The 21,337-nt window shown below is 35.2% G+C and carries 14 protein-coding genes; 5 read left to right on the top strand and 9 right to left on the bottom strand.

All coding sequences use genetic code 11. The features are described 5' to 3' along the window. Nucleotides 1–183: 183 nt before the first annotated feature. From rfbB to xrt, 6 genes are all read right to left on the bottom strand, one after another. Nucleotides 184–1,302: a dTDP-glucose 4,6-dehydratase gene (rfbB, locus tag IE155_RS09495; protein ID WP_189378008.1), complete on the bottom strand. Its 1,119-nt coding sequence runs from the start codon at nucleotides 1,300–1,302 to the stop codon at nucleotides 184–186. Nucleotides 1,303–1,305: 3 nt separating this feature from the next. Then, nucleotides 1,306–2,181: a dTDP-4-dehydrorhamnose reductase gene (gene rfbD / locus IE155_RS09500; protein ID WP_189378009.1), complete on the bottom strand. Its 876-nt coding sequence runs from the start codon at nucleotides 2,179–2,181 to the stop codon at nucleotides 1,306–1,308. A 28-nt stretch (nucleotides 2,182–2,209) separates the two neighbouring features. Continuing rightward, nucleotides 2,210–2,755, bottom strand: coding sequence for a dTDP-4-dehydrorhamnose 3,5-epimerase (gene rfbC / locus IE155_RS09505; protein WP_189378010.1), 546 nt, complete (start codon nucleotides 2,753–2,755; stop codon nucleotides 2,210–2,212). Further along, nucleotides 2,755–3,633 (bottom strand): glucose-1-phosphate thymidylyltransferase RfbA, encoded by an 879-nt coding sequence (gene rfbA / locus IE155_RS09510; RefSeq protein WP_189378011.1) that lies wholly within the window; start codon nucleotides 3,631–3,633, stop codon nucleotides 2,755–2,757. The genes rfbC and rfbA overlap by 1 nt, the downstream gene beginning before the upstream one ends. A gap of 61 nt (nucleotides 3,634–3,694) precedes the next feature. After that, nucleotides 3,695–6,397 (bottom strand): PKD domain-containing protein, encoded by a 2,703-nt coding sequence (locus IE155_RS09515; protein WP_189378012.1) that lies wholly within the window; start codon nucleotides 6,395–6,397, stop codon nucleotides 3,695–3,697. Between the two features lie 245 nt (nucleotides 6,398–6,642). Continuing rightward, entirely contained in the window at nucleotides 6,643–8,031 is a 1,389-nt protein-coding gene (gene xrt, locus IE155_RS09520; protein ID WP_189378013.1) for an exosortase, read from the bottom strand. A 265-nt stretch (nucleotides 8,032–8,296) separates the two neighbouring features. Between xrt and wecB the strand changes: the two genes are divergently transcribed. The 4 genes from wecB to IE155_RS09540 all read left to right on the top strand — a co-directional run bounded on the left by wecB (nucleotide 8,297) and on the right by IE155_RS09540 (nucleotide 17,202). After that, entirely contained in the window at nucleotides 8,297–10,561 is a 2,265-nt protein-coding gene (gene wecB, locus IE155_RS09525; RefSeq protein ID WP_189378014.1) for a non-hydrolyzing UDP-N-acetylglucosamine 2-epimerase, read from the top strand. Between the two features lie 94 nt (nucleotides 10,562–10,655). Continuing rightward, the gene (prsT, locus tag IE155_RS09530) at nucleotides 10,656–13,409 is read left to right on the top strand and encodes an XrtA/PEP-CTERM system TPR-repeat protein PrsT (protein ID WP_189378015.1); all 2,754 of its coding nucleotides are present in this window, start codon (nucleotides 10,656–10,658) and stop codon (nucleotides 13,407–13,409) included. 35 nt (nucleotides 13,410–13,444) lie between these two features. Beyond that, nucleotides 13,445–16,219 carry an XrtA/PEP-CTERM system TPR-repeat protein PrsT gene (gene prsT, locus IE155_RS09535; protein ID WP_189378016.1) on the top strand — a complete coding sequence of 925 codons (2,775 nt, stop codon included), beginning with the start codon at nucleotides 13,445–13,447 and terminating at the stop codon, nucleotides 16,217–16,219. Between the two features lie 134 nt (nucleotides 16,220–16,353). Next, complete coding sequence (locus IE155_RS09540) at nucleotides 16,354–17,202, top strand: PEP-CTERM sorting domain-containing protein (protein WP_189378017.1); 849 nt, start codon at nucleotides 16,354–16,356, stop codon at nucleotides 17,200–17,202. A gap of 265 nt (nucleotides 17,203–17,467) precedes the next feature. On the opposite strand, the gene IE155_RS09545 is transcribed toward IE155_RS09540, so the two are convergent. The 3 genes from IE155_RS09545 to IE155_RS09555 form a co-directional block, all read right to left on the bottom strand. After that, a complete protein-coding gene (locus IE155_RS09545; RefSeq protein ID WP_189378018.1) occupies nucleotides 17,468–18,358 on the bottom strand; it encodes a ThiF family adenylyltransferase in 891 nt (296 codons plus the stop codon). Between the two features lie 49 nt (nucleotides 18,359–18,407). After that, on the bottom strand, nucleotides 18,408–19,211 hold the full coding sequence (locus IE155_RS09550) for a PEP-CTERM/exosortase system-associated acyltransferase (protein ID WP_189378019.1): 804 nt from the start codon (nucleotides 19,209–19,211) through the stop codon (nucleotides 18,408–18,410). A gap of 284 nt (nucleotides 19,212–19,495) precedes the next feature. Continuing rightward, entirely contained in the window at nucleotides 19,496–20,326 is an 831-nt protein-coding gene (locus tag IE155_RS09555; protein ID WP_189378020.1) for a patatin-like phospholipase family protein, read from the bottom strand. 135 nt (nucleotides 20,327–20,461) lie between these two features. On the opposite strand from IE155_RS09555, the gene IE155_RS09560 reads away from it, so the two are divergent. Further along, nucleotides 20,462–21,235 (top strand): S1 family peptidase, encoded by a 774-nt coding sequence (locus IE155_RS09560; RefSeq protein WP_189378021.1) that lies wholly within the window; start codon nucleotides 20,462–20,464, stop codon nucleotides 21,233–21,235. Nucleotides 21,236–21,337: the final 102 nt, after the last annotated feature.

Here is a 21,337-nt window from a genome sequence, read left to right on the forward strand (position 1 = left end):
AAAAAAAATCAGATACTGCACGACAAGCATTAATTCACTATCAGGAAATAATAGTAAATAGATAACAAATATACTTACAGTTAATGATAGCCAATATATAGACTGAGCAATTATATTTATAATACTTCCTTAGTTGTAATTACAAGTTAACTGATTAATATTGCAAAACTAATTTTTGCTAGTTTATTCACTATATTGTGTTTCTATCCAGTCTTGATAACTGCCATCCATTACACTTTGCCACCACTGTTCATTATTTAAGTACCATTGAACTGTTTTTTCTATGCCAGATTGAAATGACTCTTTGGGTTGGTAACCTAATTCATTATTAGTTTTGGTGGCATCTATTGCATAGCGACGATCGTGACCGGGTCTGTCTTTCACATAAGTAATAAGTGACTCGGTATTAGCGTTAATGGCGGCAGTGGCATTAGGGAAACGCTGCTTCAATGAACTATCATTAGCAAAGGCTTTTTCAACTAACTTTGATATTTCTTTTACAATATCAATATTGGCCCATTCGTTATTACCACCAATATTATAATTTTCACCAAGTCGACCATTTTGTATAACTAAATCAATGCCATAGGCATGGTCTTCTACATATAACCAATCTCTAATTTGTTGGCCATCCCCATAAATAGGTAAAGCTTTATTGTGCAGAATATTAGTAATAACCAGTGGAATTAGTTTTTCAGGAAAATGGTAAGGACCATAGTTATTTGAACAGTTACTTGTTGTTACGTTTAAACCGTAAGTATGATGATACGCGCGAACTAAATGATCACTCGCTGCTTTACTTGCCGAGTATGGTGAATTTGGTGCATAAGCCGTATCTTCAGTAAATGCAGGATCTGTGGCTGATAGTGTGCCATACACTTCATCTGTTGAAACGTGATGAAAACGATGGTTTTCTTTAGGGGCTTTACCTTCAGCAATTGGCGTATCTAGCCATACTTTTTTAGCCGCTTTTAATAATGCATACGTTCCTAGTATATTGGTTTCGATAAAGGCGTCAGGCCCTGTAATTGAACGGTCTACGTGTGACTCAGCTGCAAAATGTATTAATGTATCAATATCATGTTCTTGTAAAATAGATGCTATTAATGCGTCATCACAAATATTACCGTGAATAAAAGTGAAGTTTTCTTCGTCTTTTACGGGTGTTAAGTTAGCAATATTACCAGCGTATGTTAATGCATCGATCACCACCACTTTGTCTAATGGGTATTGTTTCATCCAATAATGTACGAAGTTGGCACCTATAAAGCCCGCACCACCTGTTACAAGTAATTTTTTCATTGGTTAATTTTCTCTATTTTTTAAGTCATTTAACATACTATTAAGCTGTTGTCGCCAGTGTACAATTAACTCCGACGGAAATGTATTTGAATTTTGTGATTTATCTAACACACTAAAGCTTGGCCTTTTGGCGGGAGTAGGGTAATCAGCGGTAGTAATTGCTTTTATCGCTATGTTTTTGCTAATTAAATCTTTATCAAATGCCAACTCTTGAATGGCAACAGCAAAGTCATACCAACTTGCTACGCCTTGGTCAGTCCAATGGTAAATACCCATCAATTGGTTTTTAGCTGCATGCAAAGCCGCTTTAGCTAAGGTTTTAGCATAAGTTGGTGTGCCAATTTGATCGCTAATAATTCCCAGCTCAGGTTTGCTTTCCATTAAGTTCAACATGGTTTTTACAAAGTTATTACCGTATGTTGAATAGACCCAAGCTGTTCGTATAATACAGCTGGTCTCAGGTGCTAATTCTAGTAGTAGTTTTTCACCTATCGCTTTACTTGCACCGTAAGTATTAATGGGTGCATGCTGGTCGGTGGTTAAATAAGGCGTTGAGCTATTCCCGTCAAAAACAAAGTCGGTAGAAAGGTGAACTAAATGTAAAGAAAGTGAATGGCAAGCTTGTGCTAAATTCCCTACTGAATAACCATTAATTTGATTTGCTTGTTCGGGTTCTTTCTCTGCAAGGTCTACTGCCGTATAAGCTGCTGCATTTATAACCGCATCAGGTTTTAAATGTGTGAGTACTTTTTCTATAGCATTTTTATCTGCAATGTTAAGTTCATTTCGACCTAAACAAATAATCTCTCTTTTATTATTTGACAGGTTATTTAATTCACTTGCCACTTGGCCACTTTTTCCGATAACAACAATTTTCATTTTACAGCCTTGTTAATGTCATGATGTTTTAAAATGTTGGCGCATTTGAGAAAGCTAAACCGCTTTTATCTTTTTCTGACAACTGGGGCTGTGCGTTGTTAACAAGTGGCCATTGAATGGCTAATTTAGGATCATTCCATAATATTGACACTTCATGTTCAGGCGCATAATAGTCAGTACACTTATAAACAAACTCGGCGGACTCACTTATCACATAAAACCCATGAGCAAAGCCTTCTGGTACCCATAATTGACGTTTGTTTTCTGCTGATAATACTACGCCAACATGTTGCCCAAAAGTTGGTGAGGTTTTTCGCATATCTACTGCTACATCGTATACTTCGCCAGCACACACTCTCACTAATTTACCTTGAGTTTGTTTTAGTTGATAATGCAAACCTCTAAGAATACCTTGGGAAGACTTACTGTGATTGTCTTGCACGAATGTACGATCACAGCATAAGGTTTTAAATGTGTCATCTCGAAAGGTTTCCATAAAGAAACCACGTTCATCACCAAATACCTTTGGTTCTAGAATTTTTACATCGGGTATTTGAGTTGCTATAACCTTCATTAAAAAACAGTCTCGCTAATTAGTTTTAATAAGTATTCACCGTAGCCACTTTTACGCAATGGGCCCGCAATTTCTTTTAGTTTTTGATCTGAAATCCAGCCATTTCGGTAGGCGACTTCTTCAGGGCAATTTACTTTTAATCCTTGGCGTTTATCTATGGTGGCAATAAACTGAGCAGCAGCTAATAAGTCGTCGTGTGTTCCTGTGTCTAACCAAGCGGTGCCTCGGCCCATAATTTCTACACGCAACTCACCTGCTTGTAAATATTGGTCGATGACGTCCGTGATTTCTAATTCGCCACGTGCTGATGGTTTTACGTTCTTTGCAAATTCTACAACACGTTTATCAAAAAAGTAGATACCTGGAACGGCATAGTTTGATTTAGGTACTTCAGGCTTTTCTTCTATAGAAATAGCAACGCCATTTTTATCAAATTCTACTACGCCGTATGATCTTGGATTTGAAACATGGTAACCAAATACTGTACCGCCTGATGTTTGCGCGTTTGCATTTTTAAGTGATTTTACTAGGTCGTGGCCATAAAACATGTTATCACCAAGTACGAGAGCAGCTGAACTACCAGCTAAAAAGTCTTCGGCAATTGTAAATGCTTGTGCAAGTCCGTCAGGGCTTGCTTGTACCTCATAGCTAATTTTTATGCCAAAATTCTCACCGTTGCCGAGTAAATCACTAAATCTATCTATTTCTTCAGGTGTTGAAATGATTAGAATTTCATTGATACCTGCTTGCATTAACGTTGCTAACGGATAATAGATCATTGGTTTATCGTATACGGGCATTAGCTGTTTACTAACTACTTTTGTTAAAGGGTATAGGCGTGTTCCTGTCCCCCCAGCTAAAATTATTCCTTTTCTCATGTTGTATTTCCACTATTTTTAATTTGAATTTTTATCATGAAACAGTTGATTCGAATTAATTTTATTTCAATTCTATATCAATACCATACACTAGTGCACCATCATAACCACTTGGCACAGTATATTCGACATTTTCTACGTTTTTATCCGGAGATTGCTTAAATAATATTATAAACTTTTGAGAAGCCGAAGAAATAGCAACTCCAATAACGTTATTACTTTTTATCAAGCCATTTTCTGTAGTCATCATAATAGGATTTTGATCAAACTCTATATCTTCTTCTTTTGAAGCGAATTGGATTATATTTATAATTTCACTATTGGATGTATCTGATTTATCTGAAATAGCTAAATGCCACTTTTTTTGATTGTCTTGTACTTGGTAATCCGCAATACCATCCCATAGAACTCGCTCATCAATAATTTCTATATTAGTGTCTAACGGCCATATATTCTGAAATAACACTTTATTTTTGCCATCATTTATTAGGTAACTTTTATTTAATAATGTATCTTTTTCAGGCTTTACTTGAAAGTGCTGAATGGTTTTTACCCATCGTGTGTGGCTCATGCCCTGTGTTAATCCCAGGTCACTATATTTGATTAAATCTTTTATTTGATCGGGCTTTGTTATTACATGGTCGTAGCTTATTACAATATTAGGTTTAATAAACGCTAACTGTCGGTTAACTAATTCAGCATAGTCTGTAGCATAATAACCAGACATGTTATAGGTATCTGTGGCATCTGCTGAGATTAATGTTATATGCTGATCATCGAAAACATATTGAGTTAAAGGCTCTCCTACAGGCCTTCTGGTAGGGCTTGAGGACCCATTATCGGCATTTTCTATTAGAATTGTGTTATGAGTTATACTTGAACCTGCAGGGCCATCATATCCTGTTACTTCTTTAGTGACCCAATTACCTTTGTAGGATATGTCGAATGATAATGCGTCTCGATGTTCATGATCAACACGAAGTTTTCTGTTGATAAAATAAAGGTTAGTAGCAGTCTCTGTCCAATTAGTTCTACTACTAATCAGGCCTACTCCTGGAGATATGTTAAGTGTATCTTCAGGGAAAGCAGGTTCGTTATTTTTGATCATAGGATCATGATGTAATAAACGTTGAAAGTGAGTAGTTATAGAGCTTGTTTTGTATCCTTCATTGGCTAAAACATCATTAAACCATTGATAGAGAACCGCAATATCTTTTTTGTTTTCTAATAACCCCATTAATTCAAATGCAAACTGATAACGGTTGTCGTCAAATACTGGTTCGTAGTCGGTTGCTCGTTCTTCATCACCATATTTATAAACGCCCGAATAATTAGCAAGTGTTTGATGGATTAGTGATTGAACTGCATTATGAGCAAAGCTTGTTGGGTAAGATATATTACGCTTATCTTTATTGATCATAAATATTCTGACCCAATGAGCTTGTGTAGCAGGGCTATAATCTGAACCTTCGGCCCAAGAACCACCTGCCATGATGTCTTTCATGTAATAATCAATAACAAAACGATTAAGTACTGAATCACCGGCACTTAATAGTTCTTGGCCTAAATTCGTGTACTGTGAAGACTCACTAAGTACATAACCTAATAGGGTAAGGTTTTCGGCTAAAGACGTTACTTCATCACTATCACCAACTCTAAAATCATTAAAGTCATTGTTAAAATCAATATAATCAAGCCAATATTCGCCCCAAACAGAAAAAATGTTTTCTATTTTTGTTTGCTTATCCTCCGCTATATATGACTTGATCCATGTATACCCCATAATTGCCCAACGTGATCCGCTTCTAAATGCATTACGATTATTGTAATATTTCCAACCAATATCTGGTTCGCTGAAATAGGTTTGTTCCAATAAATCTATAGCTCGATCTAAATATTTGACTTCACCTGAAACATAATAAGCTAAAGAATAACCACCTATAAACTCTCCTGTATTTGCTGGGGTTTTAACTAAATAACTATTAAGCCTATTTGTTAAGTCTTTCCACGCACTGTCATCCTCTAAAATTTTTCTCTTAACTTGATTAATTCTATCGTTAGTAAGCAGTAAAACATGGTTTGGAATTCCAGTTGTATATGGCAATACTGTGACAGTAACAGTTTCTATAGCACTCTCATCATCTTTATCAATTGCTGTTATTTCAAATATTAATTGTTCTATGTCACTTACTTTTGGTGTGGTAAATGCTATTCCAAAGTTTTGCGTAGGAGTAACTTCTACTGTTGTTCCTGATATTTGTTGCCAATGGCTTGTTACATCACTTTCTTCATCTTGGATACTGGGAGTGAGGGTGACCTCGGAGTTTTCATTAACAGTAATATTGTTTTCTATTTCTATCGTAGGAGAGGTATTAATATATAATAAGGTAAAGCTTTCTTGTTTAGTTTGAGTATTATTGTCAGCGTCTTTAACTGTTAGTTGTAGGGTAACTTCTTCATTAGCTGTTATATTAGGAATCGTAAAGTTTACCGTTTTTTGAGTGGTATTCGTTAAAGTAAGGGGAATGCCAGAAATTTGTTCCCATTGGTAAACTATAGATTGACTATTAGAAGCAGAAACATAGCTAGTAATAGATGCATCGCTTTCTTCATAAAGACTACCCTGACTCTCAATAGAAGTGATCACTAGACGATGAACTTCGGGTGCACTATCAGTACTACTATCACCGCATGATTGTATGAATATTAGAAATGCTAATAGATAGAAAAATTTTGTACTAACTTTTATTGGGTAAAAATTCATTACTTTTGGGCATCCATTATATTTAAAAAGTGCTTAGGTAACCATTAAAAGGCATATAACCTCTGGATTGTTTATTATAGACCGTGTTTGCTTATTTTTTTATAAGAGAATAAGTTTATGATATTAATTAAGAGTATCTTTATATTATGTATAGAGTTGTTCTTGCGAACCTTTCGCTAATAACTCGATGAGATAAATATTTTTATCATATTTATCTCATTTCTTATGCCATCAACTTCCTGAAGTTATTGATTTAACTTTAAAAAATTATCTACTGTTGTTTCACAATTAATGTCGCAAGGTAAGTAAACCCAGTGTAATTTTGTGTTATTAATATTGTGAAGCGCTTTTGTAAAACGGACTATCTTGAACGCGCTTAAATTAGTGTAAGTAAGGTTATTAATTTCGTATTTGTATAATATAACGGCACGATTTTCCGGCGATTGTGCTATAGATATATTCCAGTTTTTGTCGACGCTTGAACTTATGAGCCTATAATTTGTTGGCAGCATATTGTTGTTATAAAAACTAGGCTTACCATCAAGGTCACTGCCATTAAAATGATATATTTGATAAATATTATTAGGGTTATCTAAAGGCTGCTTTATAACGCCAGAATAAAACCAAACGTCTGGATAAATACCTTCAACCTGTTCTGAGTTAACTGTTTGAATACTGCCGGTTGAATTTAAAAATGACTTAATAGAAGTAGAAGAAATTATTAAAACAGGAATCAATAACAACACCACTGAAAGCTTAGGCTTGGTGTTTACCATCACGTCACTTTCATTTTTAAATATATCGGTATCTATTAATGAATTACCCCACTTAAATAGTAATATCATAAAAGGTATATATATGTACCAACCGAAAGCATTGTGATCTTCCATCAAACTACTTTCCATATTGGTATATTCACCAATCATAATGAGTGCAGTAATTCTGATCCAGTTGGTGATAAGTGCGCCTAAAATAGCCACACTAAAAAATAAAACGGCTCGCTTGAAGCTTTTTATGTACAAGAATATAAATAGCGAACTAATGGCGAGAGACACAATAAAGTAACGTAGACCAGAGCAACCGTCAGCTATTTCAAAGACACCAGCTGGAATAGTAATAAATTCACCTTCCACATAGGTGGGAATGCCTGTAAAGCCCATGATAAAAGTTACGGCGGCAACAGAAAGATTTTGTAAAAAAGGTACTAAAAGCCCCCAAAAAGGAAAAATAAAGATTAAAAATACTGCTGGAAATAATGTAACCCAGCTGAAGTTGAATAACATTATAAGGCTTGAACAGGCTAATGCTAAAATTGCGATCCAATAACCAATACTTATTTGTGCATTACTTGTAATGAATAAGAGCATTGCACTTGCTAGAAAAATTATGATCGATAATATTGATAATTTTTCACGAAAAATTAATTTCCCCCCTTTTGATAACTGATAAAAAAGGTAGAAAACGATAAACGGAATTAAGTATGCGTGCGAGTATGTGCCATCATCAAAGCTGTGTCGGGTTAAGGTTTCAATAACAGGTAAATTTAAAAGCGTTAATATCGTAAAAAGGATCATTATGCTTAAAAATGGAAGTAGTGAAGATAAAGAGGCGTTTTTGTTCTTACGATTATCCATTGATTATCTTTTATATCCTTTAATTGTTTTATTAAATGTAAAGTGAAAGTATGTTTTTATATTTTATCTTTAATAATACACTTTTTAATACGTCCAATACTTTACAATAGTTAACTAAAGTAACCAATAGTTTTATTTTTAGGCTGATTTAAATACTATAATTCTGCCTTTATGAATTAAAATATCTGTGCGATACTTTTACCTCTTATGGTAATCATTACAGTATGCTGTCTAATGTTTAGACAGTAAATTAAAGGAAGTTGAAATGAAAATTGGGATCGTTGTTGGTACCCGCCCTGAAATTATTAAAATGGCCCCTGTCATTCGTGAATGCCAAAACCGCGGTATTCCTTATTTTATCATCCACTCAAATCAACATTACTCAGAAGAAATGGATAGCATTTTTTTTAAAGAGTTAGAGTTACCTAGCCCACACTATAATTTAGGTGTTGGCTCAGGCTTACATAGTAATCAAACGGGTAACATCTTGATAAAAATGGAACCTATTTTAGTTGATGAAAAGCCTGATGTAGTGTTAGTTCAAGGTGACACCAATACAGTACTCGCGGGGGCGCTTGCTGCTTCAAAATTAGGCATTAAAGTGGGGCATATTGAAGCTGGTTTGCGTAGTTATGACCGTACAATGCCTGAAGAAACTAACCGTATTATGACGGATCATATTAGTGACTATCTATTTGCAGTTGGTCCAAACCAGCAAATGATTTTGCAGAAAGAAGGCATTGATCAAAATAAAATACATACTGTGGGAAATACTGTATCCGATTCACTTTTCCAACATTTAGAAATATCAGCATTAAAAAGTACAATATTAAACGATCTCCAATTAACGGCGGGTGACTACTTTTTGGTGACCGCTCATCGCGCATCAAATGTAGATATATCATCAAACCTAATGGAATTATTACATTTACTTGATGAAATGCATGCTAATTATACGGGCACAATTGTTTGGCCTATTCATCCTAGAACGCAGTCAAAACTAAAAGAGTTTAATATAACGCTTCCTGATTACTTGCAATTGATACCACCCGTTGGCTATTTAGACTTTATTCAATTACAAAAGCATGCGAAGTTAATTTTAACTGATTCAGGTGGTATCCAAGAAGAAGCATGTTTATTAGGTGTGCCAAGTTTAACGCTCAGAGAAAATACTGAACGACCAGAGGCGGTTGAAGTTGGTGCAAGTGAGCTTGTGGGCCGTAATGCAGAAAAAGCTGTAAAGGCGGCTAAACAATGGCTAAGTCGTGAAGATTACTCATGGGACAACCCTTTTGGTGATGGTCATGTTGCTAAGTATATTCTCGATATAATAACGAATACCCGTAACATTGAAGAAGAAGAGAAAATTGTTGCACGAAATGAAACATTAGCTGTTATAGGTATGGGGTATATGGGCTTGCCTATTTCTAGCTTAATTGCGCAAGCTGGGTATTCAGTAACGGGTGTTGACTTAAACCAAGATAAAGTTGATTCAATTAATCGTGGTGAGTGCCCATTTGATGAAGTGGGTATGCCTGAACTTATTAAAAAAGTTGTTTCACAAGGATTTTTAACTGCATCTACAGAAATACCATCCAGTGATACTTATTTAGTAGCTGTGCCTACACCACATAAAAATAATAGCTGTGATCGAAGTTATGTTTTTAGTGCTGTAGATGCTATTGCAAAAGTAGCAAAAGATGGCCAAACCGTTATTGTAGAATCAACTATTTCACCGCAAACGAGTATGGCTGTTGAGCAACGCTTTGCTGAAAAAGGAATTAAAATTGATGTAGTGCATTGCCCTGAACGTGCAATACCTGGGCATACATTACATGAGTTAGTAAATAATGATCGTATTATTGGTGCATCAAGTGAGAAAGCTCAGCAAAAAGTAAAGCGTATTTATCAAAGCTTTGTTAAAGGTGAGGTATTTTTAACTGACTTAACAACAGCTGAATGTATTAAATTAGTGGAGAATACCTCTCGTGATGTAGGGATTGCTTTTGCAAATGAATTAGCTGAAATATGCTCAGAGCTTAAAGTTGATGTATATGAGGTAATTCGTCTTGCTAATCGTCATCCTCGAGTGAACGTATTAACTCCTGGTCCAGGTGTTGGTGGTCATTGCATTCCTATCGACCCTTGGTTTTTAGTTGAAAAGACTAAAGCTGGTGAATTTGTACGCTTGGCTCGTAAAATTAATGATCAACGCCCTATTATTGTCGCAGATCAAGCTGTGGCATTATTGAAACAGTCGGGTGGTAACAAAATTGGTATATTAGGTGTTGCTTATAAAGCTAATGTCGATGATTGTAGAGAAACCCCAGCTGATGCAATATTGGCACATTTTCAAAAGTTAGGCATTGAAGTTAAATATCATGACCCATTTGTATCGTCATGGGATTGCCCTAGAGCAGAGTCATTAGCTGAAATGGAGCAATGGGCTGATGTTGTAATTTTAGTGACAGATCATACTTGTTATGATTATATGCAATTAAGTGTTCCATTACTCAATACTCGAGGGTAACAAAAGAAGCTCATCATTGATGGGCTTTTATTTTATTGAATAACTAAATATAGTGTAATACCAAGCGTTATTGCATTGTTATAAAGGATTAAACATGAAAATAAAAAATAAAAAAATAACACTTTGTTTATCAGTTGCATTAGCGCTTTCTGCGTGTTCTGAAAAAGAAAATGCTGATACATACATTGCTCAAGCACAGAAGTATTCGATAGATAACCAACATAAAGAATCGATAGTCGCATTAAAAAATGCGGTACGTTTAGCTCCAACGAATAGTGAAGTTCGCTTTTTATTAGGGCAAGCTTATTTATTGTTAGGAAGTGCTTTAGATGCAGTTAAAGAGTTGGAAAAGGCGCAAGAACTTAAATATAAAAGTGATAAATTATTGCCCTCATTAGCTCGCGCTTATTTAATTGCCAATGATGATGAAAGTATTCTTGCGCTTCAAGGCACCGAAACTTTACCTGCTGAAAACAAAGTGCAGTTTCTTGCTTATAAAACCTTGGCGGCTATTCGCACTCAACAGCTTGAAGTTGCTAAAAAATCATCAGAAGAGGCAGAAGGATTATTACCAGCCAATGTATTTACAACGCTTTCTCAAGCTTATATTGAACTTGCCAATGATGAAGTAGATAAAGCTGAGGCATTAATTACTAAAATAAAAAATATTGATGAGGGTATTCCTGAAGTTACAATGCTTGAGGCGCAAATAGCAACGGCTCAACAAGATTATGCGAAAGCTAGTGAACATTATCAACGCTACGAAAAGCAACAGCCTAACGCACGTATTGTTTATCTACTTATAGCTGACAGTTTATTAAAAGCTGAGCGTTATGATGAAGCTGAAAAATATGCCGATTCTATTTTAAAAGCATTGCCCAACCAGCCATTAGCTAATTATGTAAAAGCTGCTTCTCGTTTTATTGCCAAAGATTATCAACCTTCTATAGAGCATGCAGAAAAAGCAATTCAAGGAAAATATGTTACGCCACATGTTAGGCTTATAGCTGGAGCAAGTGCTTACCATTTAGGACACTTTGAGCAAGCTCATAATCACTTATCTTTTATTGCTGAAATGCTGGTACCAGAACACCCGGCAAGAAAAATGTTTATTATTAGTCAGTTTCAATTAGGATTAATAGATGACTTAACAGATTCACTTGACTCTTTTTCACCTCAAAGTGAAGAAGATGAACAGTTCTTATCAACACTTAGTTTTAATTTATATTCAGTTGGCGCTACACAAGAAGCTAAACGACTTGCTGAAAAATCAGGTACGACCGAAGGTAATAAACCTATTGATGATGCTCGTCAAGGTATTTTGAAGCTGATGATGAATGACCCGTCAGGTGTCGAAAACTTAGAGTCAGCACTTGAAGCAAACCCTGACTTAGAAGGTGCTGAACTAGCTATCGCTTATGCCGCACTTCAGTCTGGTGATTACGATAAAGCATTTGATGTTGCCAATAAATGGCAAGAAAAACATCCTGAACTTGCGGGTAGCTATAACATGCTTGCTGCTGTTTATATTGCTCAGAAAAAGAATGCATTAGCGAAAGAATCGTTACAAACAAGTTTAATGAAAGAAGAAAATAATTTGTTTGCTTTAACAGAATTAGCGAAGTTAAATTTTACAGAGGGCAATAAAGAAGAAGCAATTAAATATGCAGAGCTTGCTGTTGAAAAATATCCTGATAGTCCGAAAGCATTACGTTATAACTTTGCAGCAAAATCAGATGAAAAATCATTGGCAAAAATTCAACAAGCTTATAAGAAAAATAGTAATAATATAGAGCTAAGTTTGCTATATGTTGATGCTTTAATTAATTCAGATGATTTACCGCAAGCATTAATCGTGTCAAATGCTATTGATACAAGTGTTAAAACCCCTAAAAAAGCATGGTTACAACGTATTGCCATCTATCGCAGACAAGGTAATTCACTTCAGTTATTAACAACTATCGAAAAATGGTTACAAGCTAACCCTTATCATATTGAACCTATTTTAATGATTTCAGATCATTATGTTAAACAAAGACAAGTAGATAAAGCGATACAATATATTGATAAAGGCTTGGCAGAACATCATAAAGACAACCTTGCATTAAAAATTGTTAAAATTCAGCTTTTACTCGATAGCGGAAAGCTTTATGAAGCGAAAACACTTTTTAAAGATAAGCAATTTGAACTGATTAAGCCTGAACTTAAATTAGGGTTGGAAGGGCGTATTGCTTTACTTGAAAAAGACTTTAGTGAAGCTTCTAAAAAGCTCCCAGCTTTTTATCAAGCATTTCCTAGTAGTCAAAATGTGATGTTACTTTCATTTGCATATAAAGGTAATAATCAGCAGGATCTGGCACAAAAAGTATTAAGTGAACATTTAGCCAAAAATGCGCAAGATGATCGCGTACGCATGCTATTAGCTAATGGCTATATTATGAGTGAACCTTTAAAAGCGATTGATGAATATGAAAAACTAATTCAAACACAAAGTAAAAATGTGGTTGTCTTAAATAACTTAGCTTGGCTAACTATGGAGCATGGGCAATTAGACAAAGCCCTTGAATATTCCAAAATAGCTTACGAGGAAGCTCCTGAAGTCTCTAGTATAGTCGATACACGAGGTATGGTTTTGCTTAAAGCTGGTAAAAAGGCAGAAGCATGGAAACGTTTGGCTGAAGCTTTTAAATTGTCGAATGGCAAAGATTCGTCTATCGCATTAAATTATGCTGAAGTATTAATTGCCAATAAACGCAACGAAGATGCTTTAAAAGTTTTAAAATCAGTAGAATTGAAAAATTCTGCAGATGTAAATAGAAAAAAACAGCTAACACAATTAGCACAATAACGAGTATTTACAACGTATAAAACAAGGGATGGCACATGTACATAATAAAAAAAAGTAAAGGGTTAGTACCATTATTACTGGTTGTTTTGGCAGTGATTGGCTGTAGTGGAAAAAAAAGTGATGAAGAATACTTAAGTTTAGCTAAAACATCGATGGACAAAGGTGAAACTAGCGCGGCAATAATCAATTTAAAAAATGTATTGAGCGTTAATTCACAAAGTATTGAAGCGCGCTTTTTATTAGGGAAATCTTATTTAAGTTTAGGTTTATGGATTTCAGCAGGTAAAGAGTTAGAGATTGCCTATACCAATGGCTATGATACTTCACAGGTTATTCCGTTGTTAGCAAAGTCATATTATCACTTGGGTGACATACAGGGCTTGGAAGAATTAATTGCCCAGATAGATTTATTATCACAAGAGACTCAAACCATATTAAAAACGTTTACAGCCTTAACCTATATAAAGGAAGAGGTGTTTGAGCAAGGAATAATCTATTTATATGATGTTGTAGAAGTTAATTATGATTCTAAATATACCAAACTTAGCCAAGCTTGGAAGTATGGTATGGATGATCAATTGAGTGATGCGATTGCAGTGATTGATGACATTTTAAATGAATCACCTGATTTTGCAGAAGCTATAGAGTATAACGCCTATCTATATTTCAAAGAACAAGATATGGCAAAAGCTGCTGAGTATTTTGGTAAATATATTGCGATTCATCCTCAAGCCCATGAACTAAGAATGATGTATGCGCTAGCCTTAGTTTATTCTGAACAATACGAAGCCGGCGAGCAGCAAACTGATTTATTGCTTAAAGGTATGCCTAAAAATCCTAAGCTAAACCAAATAAAAGCACAAACCCGCTTTGCTGCAAATGATTATGAACAAGCAAAGCAATTTGCTGAGGTTGCTATTCGAGGTGATAATAAACTTGTACTTTCTAAAGTGATTGCGGGTATTAGTGCTTATCAATTAAAGCAGTTAGAAGTGGCTTATTCTCATTTAAACTCGGTTAGTGCTGATCTGAATTATCAACATCCAGCGAAAAAAATTCTTAACGCCTTAAAGTTTCAGTTAGGTTATGAAGATGATGTGTTTAATGAGTTGTCGAGCGTTAATAATACAGATGTTGATGTTAATGTACTTGGCACGTCTGCTCAGGAGTTATTTAAACTAGGTAAAATTGAGGAAGCAAATTCATTATTGGAAAAAGCCGCTAAAAAAGACCCTGAGAATGCCGATGTTTTATATCAGCAAGGAATGTTTAAGTTATTTAATAAAGATGAAACAGCAACAACGTTCTTTGAAAAAGCGCTAGAAAAAAATCCTGAACTTGAATCTGCAATGTCAATGCTGTTACTTGAACGGTTAAAAGAGGGTGATTATGAGAAAGCCTTTGAAATAGCGAATAATGTAGCCAGCGAAAATCCTGAATTAGCGTTTACCTACAAAGGGGTCATCTATTTTCGTCAAGGCGATTTAGCTAAGTCAAAAAAGGAATTTGAACAAGCATTAAGCCTTAACAACGAAAATGCAGGTGTTCATTTCAAATTAGGCCAAGTATACGAAGCAGAAAAAAATACAGATAAGGCAATTGAGCAATATCAACAAGCGCTTAATATCAATATCAACTCACCATTAGTCGCCTCATCATTACTAAACTTAAGTAAAAACGAGGACTACAAAGAAACAGTTGAGGAGTATTTCCAACAACTTGTCGATAAAAATGACAGGGAATATATCGCTCATGTTTATTTAGCTTCATTCTATATTGTTCGTAATGAATTTAATGCGGCTCAATTAGCTTTAACTAAAGGGCTTGAACGTAATCCAAATAACTTTCAACTATTGATGCTAAAAGGTAAGGTACAAGCTCACAGCAAAGATTATAGTAATGCACTTGTTAGTTTTAATGAGGCATTAAAGCTAAATCCATATAGCCCAGCAACATTAATTGCTAAGGCTAATGTTTTTGAACTTCAAGGGAATTTACCTGAAGCAATAAACAGCCAAAAAGAGGCTATAAAGCTTATTCCAAATGAAGTTAGTTTAAAGCTAGGGCTTGCCAATTTACATATAAAAAATCGTGAATTACCTGCTGCGGCCAGCATACTTTCAAATTTAAAGTTATCAGGGAAAGAGAATATTAATATCGAGCGTTTATTGGGAAAAATTGCATTTCTAAATAACGATTTCGATAAAGCGCGCAATATATTAAGCAATGTATATCAAAAACTACAATCGGAAGATGTTGTTTTTGAATTGTCGACGTCATTACAGCAGTTAAAGCGTTCAGCAGAAGCTATTGCCACTATCGAAAAATATAAATCTAATAATAAGGTGATTACCTCATTAGATTTATTACTTAAATACGCTGAGTTATTGGAAAAAGACAAACCAGAAGCGGCGCTTGATATATATAATACGATTTTGTCACAATCTGACCGCCACTTTGCTATGTTAAATAATGCAGCGATGATTCATTTAAAATTAGGAAATACTGAGAAAGCGCTTTCTCTTGCAAAAGAAGCGTTGGATAAAGCCCCCAATATGAGTGCGATTCAAAATACGTACGGTTTAACGTTATTATCTGCAAATAAAAACAGTGACGCTGAAAAGTATTTAAAACAAGCTTCTGTGGCCAACTTGAAAAATGATAACTATAAAGTTCACTATGCGATGGCGTTGTTTGCCAATAATAAAAAGGATGAAGCTAAAGGGGTCATCTCAAATATAAACCTGCAAGACTTGAATGAGTTTACATTGCCTAAATATAACGAATTAGTGGACGCTTTGGGTTTATAATCAGTGTCAGAATATTTTACACATAGTAAATACTGGCATTACCTGTGTTCGCTATATTGTTGTTTTAAGAGTGTTTTTTAATGTTGGCACGTAGGGTGCATTATACAGGACAGAACTTAAATGGAGATATTAAAATGAATAAATTATTTACAGCAGCGTTAGCTTCGCTAGCGTTTGTAGGAACAGCAACAGCGGACCAAATTTATATCGATGTTGGTGCGGATTATGGCGGAAATACATACGCTCAAGGTAATGGTAATACTACTACAGGTTGGAAAAATAGCCTTAAGTTAGTATTTGAATCAAACTCTACAGTAACAGATGTAGACGGTGACGGTACTATTTCTGCTGGTGATACTATTGTTTCTACTGGTGGATTAGGTTTTGGTGGTACTATTGCGAACAATAAAGTTACTGCGTTAATTGATGGTGAAGGCTTACTTGCTACTGATCCTAGTGACAATGGATATGGAAGCATCTCTTCATCTTGGGTACTAAGCTTTCGCTTCAGTGATTTAATGGGGTCGTTTGACGGTACTGATTTTAACTATACTTCGGGTAATATTGATTGGTTATTATTTGATATTACAAATGGTTTTGGTACTGAAGTACATTTATTCACAACTAGTATTCAAAGTCATTCATACACAACTGGTAACCAAGTATTTAATGGTGAAATTGGTAACTTTGGTACAGATACAGTAAATGGCGTAGCTGCTAGTGATATCTTTAATATTGCTTATGGTAATTCTTCAATGACGTTTGAAGAGTATGCTACAACAATGAGTCAAAATGTACGTTTTCGTATCGACCAAAATACTGACCAACCAAATGTTGTTGGTGTTGATGCTCAAGCAGGTGAAATTTATATTTCTGGTAAGCATGACGGTTCAATAGAGTTTGCAGTTCCAGAGCCGGCTACTATTGCAATCTTAGGTTTAGGTTTATTAGGTTTCGCTGGTGCGTCACGTCGTAAGTCTTAATCTTAAATAGATTTAATAAGAAACCGCCTTACGGCGGTTTTTTTATGCCTAAAATTTAATGAAATAGATTGAGTGTAGGTCGGTGTTTACGCCGACAGTAAGGTCAGCAGTGATTGTTAATGAATTAGATATAGAACAATATGCTATTGAGCCCAACCTACAATAGGCCTGTATATTACTATTAGCTAAGCTGATTATTGTAGGTGTAGGTCGCCATTTACCCTGATAGGGCGTTAAATGGTGTAGACATAACTGGGTCATAAGTCTACTTACTATCGTCAATTATCCCTTTAAATACTTTGAACATATAACGCTGTAGTGGGTTTTTATTACCAAAAGGGCGCCATGTTTTTACTGTTTTATTAAGATAAGCATCGTAGTGCATACCTCTAGGAGCGCAAATCACTTCACCTCTATTTAAGATAATTTTTAGCGCGTTAGAACATAACACTCCAGCGGCTAAGGAAATACCCATGCAGGTTGAAGGTACTTTCTTTTTAAAGAAATTAACCGAGGTTCTTTGCGCTAAATAATGTCGCTGTAAACAGGCTGGAGCAACACCAACAACAAACCTTATAATGTTGTCGGCAAAAATTTGTGCCTTTTCTTCTTCAGTTGCTGTGGGACTAGGATCTTGAATGGCAAAATATTCGTCAAATGACATTTTACCAGGCATAAAGACTAAAAATGCGGTACCCATACCAAGAGGTGCGGCTGTGATAGTCGGAATTCCTTTTTCATAACAACGACGGAATACTTTTCTTCTCATTTCTAACGCGAAAATATCTAAGCTGTCGACATATATATCAACGCCTTCGAGAAATTCTTCAAGGTTATCATCGGTAATGCCTTGGTTGAAGTTTTTAATTTCAGCTTCAGGGTTTATACCTTGAATAGTCTCTTCCATCACTTCTGCTTTAGCCCTGCCAATAGTAGACATATTAGCGCCGGCTTGGCGGTTAAAGTTAGCAACATCGTAATCATCAAGATCAGAAATATTAAATTTACCTATCCCAAGGCGAGATAATACGATGGCGTGATCACCACCAACACCACCTAAACCGCCAATAGCTACCTTAGTACTACGTAATTTTTGTTGCTCTGCATCGGTAACCCAGCCGATATTTCTAGAAAATGCTTCTTCATAATTAAACATATAAAACCTTTATATTTAGTATTAATAGACAGAAACAAATGACCAATATTTAAAAATGGTTACTTAGGTCTATATTTGGAATATTAAACGGGGTATTTTTACCAAAATTAACTAACTTAATTTGCTCTGTCATATCCTTATGAATAATGGCATAGAGCTCTTCAAGTTGTTCTGTAAGATCTTTATGAAAGTTCTTTTTGTCTAAATAGAACATTGCCCGTTGCCCGTGATAATCCATTACATCACCAATTTGCTCAAAGGGTAATCCAAAGCGTTTTAATCGTCGATTAAGTCGTGGTTCCATCATGACGACCATGCCTTGATGTTGACATAAACTTGCTAATGATATTCCACCTAGATAAAGACCCATTGCAATATTAGGAAAGTTACGGCGTTCTTCTTCAGAATAAATTGTTTCAGGATTAATATTATTGAGAACGTAAGGGATGTTCTTTTCTTTTTCACGTCGTCTAAATGATGCAAGGACCGCTAAACGTGATATTTCTCCAAAACTTCCTCTGGGTAAAGAACTTGTATCAAAAACTTCTTTTTTTGCACTTTGTAAGCAATTAGCTTCAAAAGGTAATTGTTTATTAGGATCATTCGGAGGTGGAATGATTAATCTGATACAGCCGGCGAAAACACCTGTACGTCTATGTTCTAATAAGCAGTGATAAGCATAGTGATCACACTCGTCAATCTCCATTTGCAGGTCATTTTCGGGCTCCCAACCTAATTCAGTACTATAGACGCCATAGCGTATTTTATACGCTTCTTGTCGAAGTTCTTTGGTATCGGCAAATCGTATTTTGAAATACTGATTAAAATTTTCTGCAATTGAGTATTGAGTCATTATCCGTTTGCAATTTTAACTGACTATTTATTTATATAAATATAACAGTTATAAATTGTTTTACCTCATTTTAATTAATATTTTATTGATATACATTAGTATTGATTCAAGAAAGTTGCTTGAATAAAATGAAACACTTATATCAATAATGTGGTACGCATTTTATTGATATACAACAATAATTCACCAGCGCTTGGATGGCAATGCTAGCTTACAGTTATTTAGCTGAAATCACTGTATTAATAATTAATTATTTATGACTGTATAATTAATAGACTATTAATTTATTCAGATAGTGCTTTTACTTTTATTGGCAAAATTTTATGTGCGGTATAATACCCTTTATAAAATAGAGCTTCTTTTTGAAGAGTGGTCATATTGAAGTCAACCGCTGATGATAACCCTGTATTAACCACTACCGTATTATGCCAAAATTCATTATTAATATATTCTCTTGAGATCGTTGTCATAAAAGTGCGTATTAATAGGCTAATATATTGTACAATAGGGAAAATGCCTTTTACCTGAATTTCGTCATACTCATATTCACCTTTTAACCTAAAACAAATGACGGGTGTTTCATCTTTTGCCCAATCTCTGTGTAATGCATCCTCAGATAAAATACTGCCGTCTACCATTAAATGCTTACCAAAAGTTTTAAAACTAAAGACTAGTGGTATAGACATTGAAAACCTAACAGCAAGAGAAACTTTAACATCAGGAGTATGCTCTTTATCAAAAATAACTGGTTGACCGCGGGCAACATCAGTAGCAACAACATGTAGATTGTAATCTAAGTCAGCAAAAGTTTTACCATTGAGGAGGCGATCTATCCAACGCTCGAATACGTCACCTGAGCTTAAACCTCCGCTTCTAATTAACTTGATTAACGAAAACTCACGAAATTGATTGTAATTTGTATTCAAAGCAATATGCTTTATTTCGGCTAATGTTAAGCCTGATGCATACAAACTGCTGATAATACTTCCCCCTGATACACCTACTAAATGATCAAACTCGAGATCAAACTCTTGTAATGCTTGCAATATCCCCACATGTGCAGGTAATCGAGTGCCACCACCGGCAAAAATAGGTACTATTTTTTTTGTTATCATATTTTCTTACTTGTTAGGTAGTTAGAGTTCCGAACCTAAAGTAATTATGGTTAATATTTATAAATTTGCGTAATTATAAGTTTTTTTTGCTACACTTTTTTTTATTTATATACTTGAATCATTTGGAAATTTAGTATGATTTTATTTTTTCGTCGCACCATACTCATTGCTTTTGTTAGTCTATCGGCAAGCTTTGCTGTTTATGCTGACTTAGCCAATACATTAGAAAAAGTGAAGCCTTCAGTTGTTGCTATAGGTGTTCATACACCGACAGGTCGTCCGCAAAATAGTATTAATGGTACTGGATTTGCAATAGGGAATGGTCAATACATAGTCACTAATCACCATGTTTTACCCACAGAGCTTGATGTTAGTTTGTTGCAGCAGATGGCTGTGTTTGTAGGCTCAGGAAAAACCGCAAAGGTTAGAAAAGCTCAGATAATTGGTACTTCAGCAAAATACGACTTAGCACTATTAAAAATTGAAGGTGCACCTCTACCTGCAATGAAACTTGCTGGGGAAAGTTTTATAAGGGAAGGCAGTGCTGTGGCATTTACTGGCTTTCCTATTGGGGCGGCTTTAGGTTTATATCCTGTTACTCATCGCGGAATTATCGCTAGCATTACACCCACTATTGTCCCTGTTGAAAATGCAGGCTCTATTAATATTGCTATGTTAAAACGCTTACGTGATCCGTACTTGGTGTATCAGCTTGATGCTACAGCTTATCCTGGTAATAGCGGCAGCGCTTTATATGATATTGAATCAGGTGCTGTGATCGGAGTTATTAATAAAGTGTTTGTACAGGAAACTAAAGAAGCGGTAATTTCGAAACCTAGTGGCATTACTTACGCAATACCTGTTAAGTATTTATATGATTTATTAAGAGAGCATAAAGTAAAATGGTAGCTCTAATTGGCTTGCCAGTGAATGTTATTATTTCGGGCGTCAGTATTGACGGATCATTGAGGTGTACTAATTTAATAGCGCTTATTAATACGTAATTTAAGA

Source organism: Thalassotalea profundi (assembly GCF_014653195.1).
Lineage (GTDB): Bacteria > Pseudomonadota > Gammaproteobacteria > Enterobacterales > Alteromonadaceae > Thalassotalea_B > Thalassotalea_B profundi.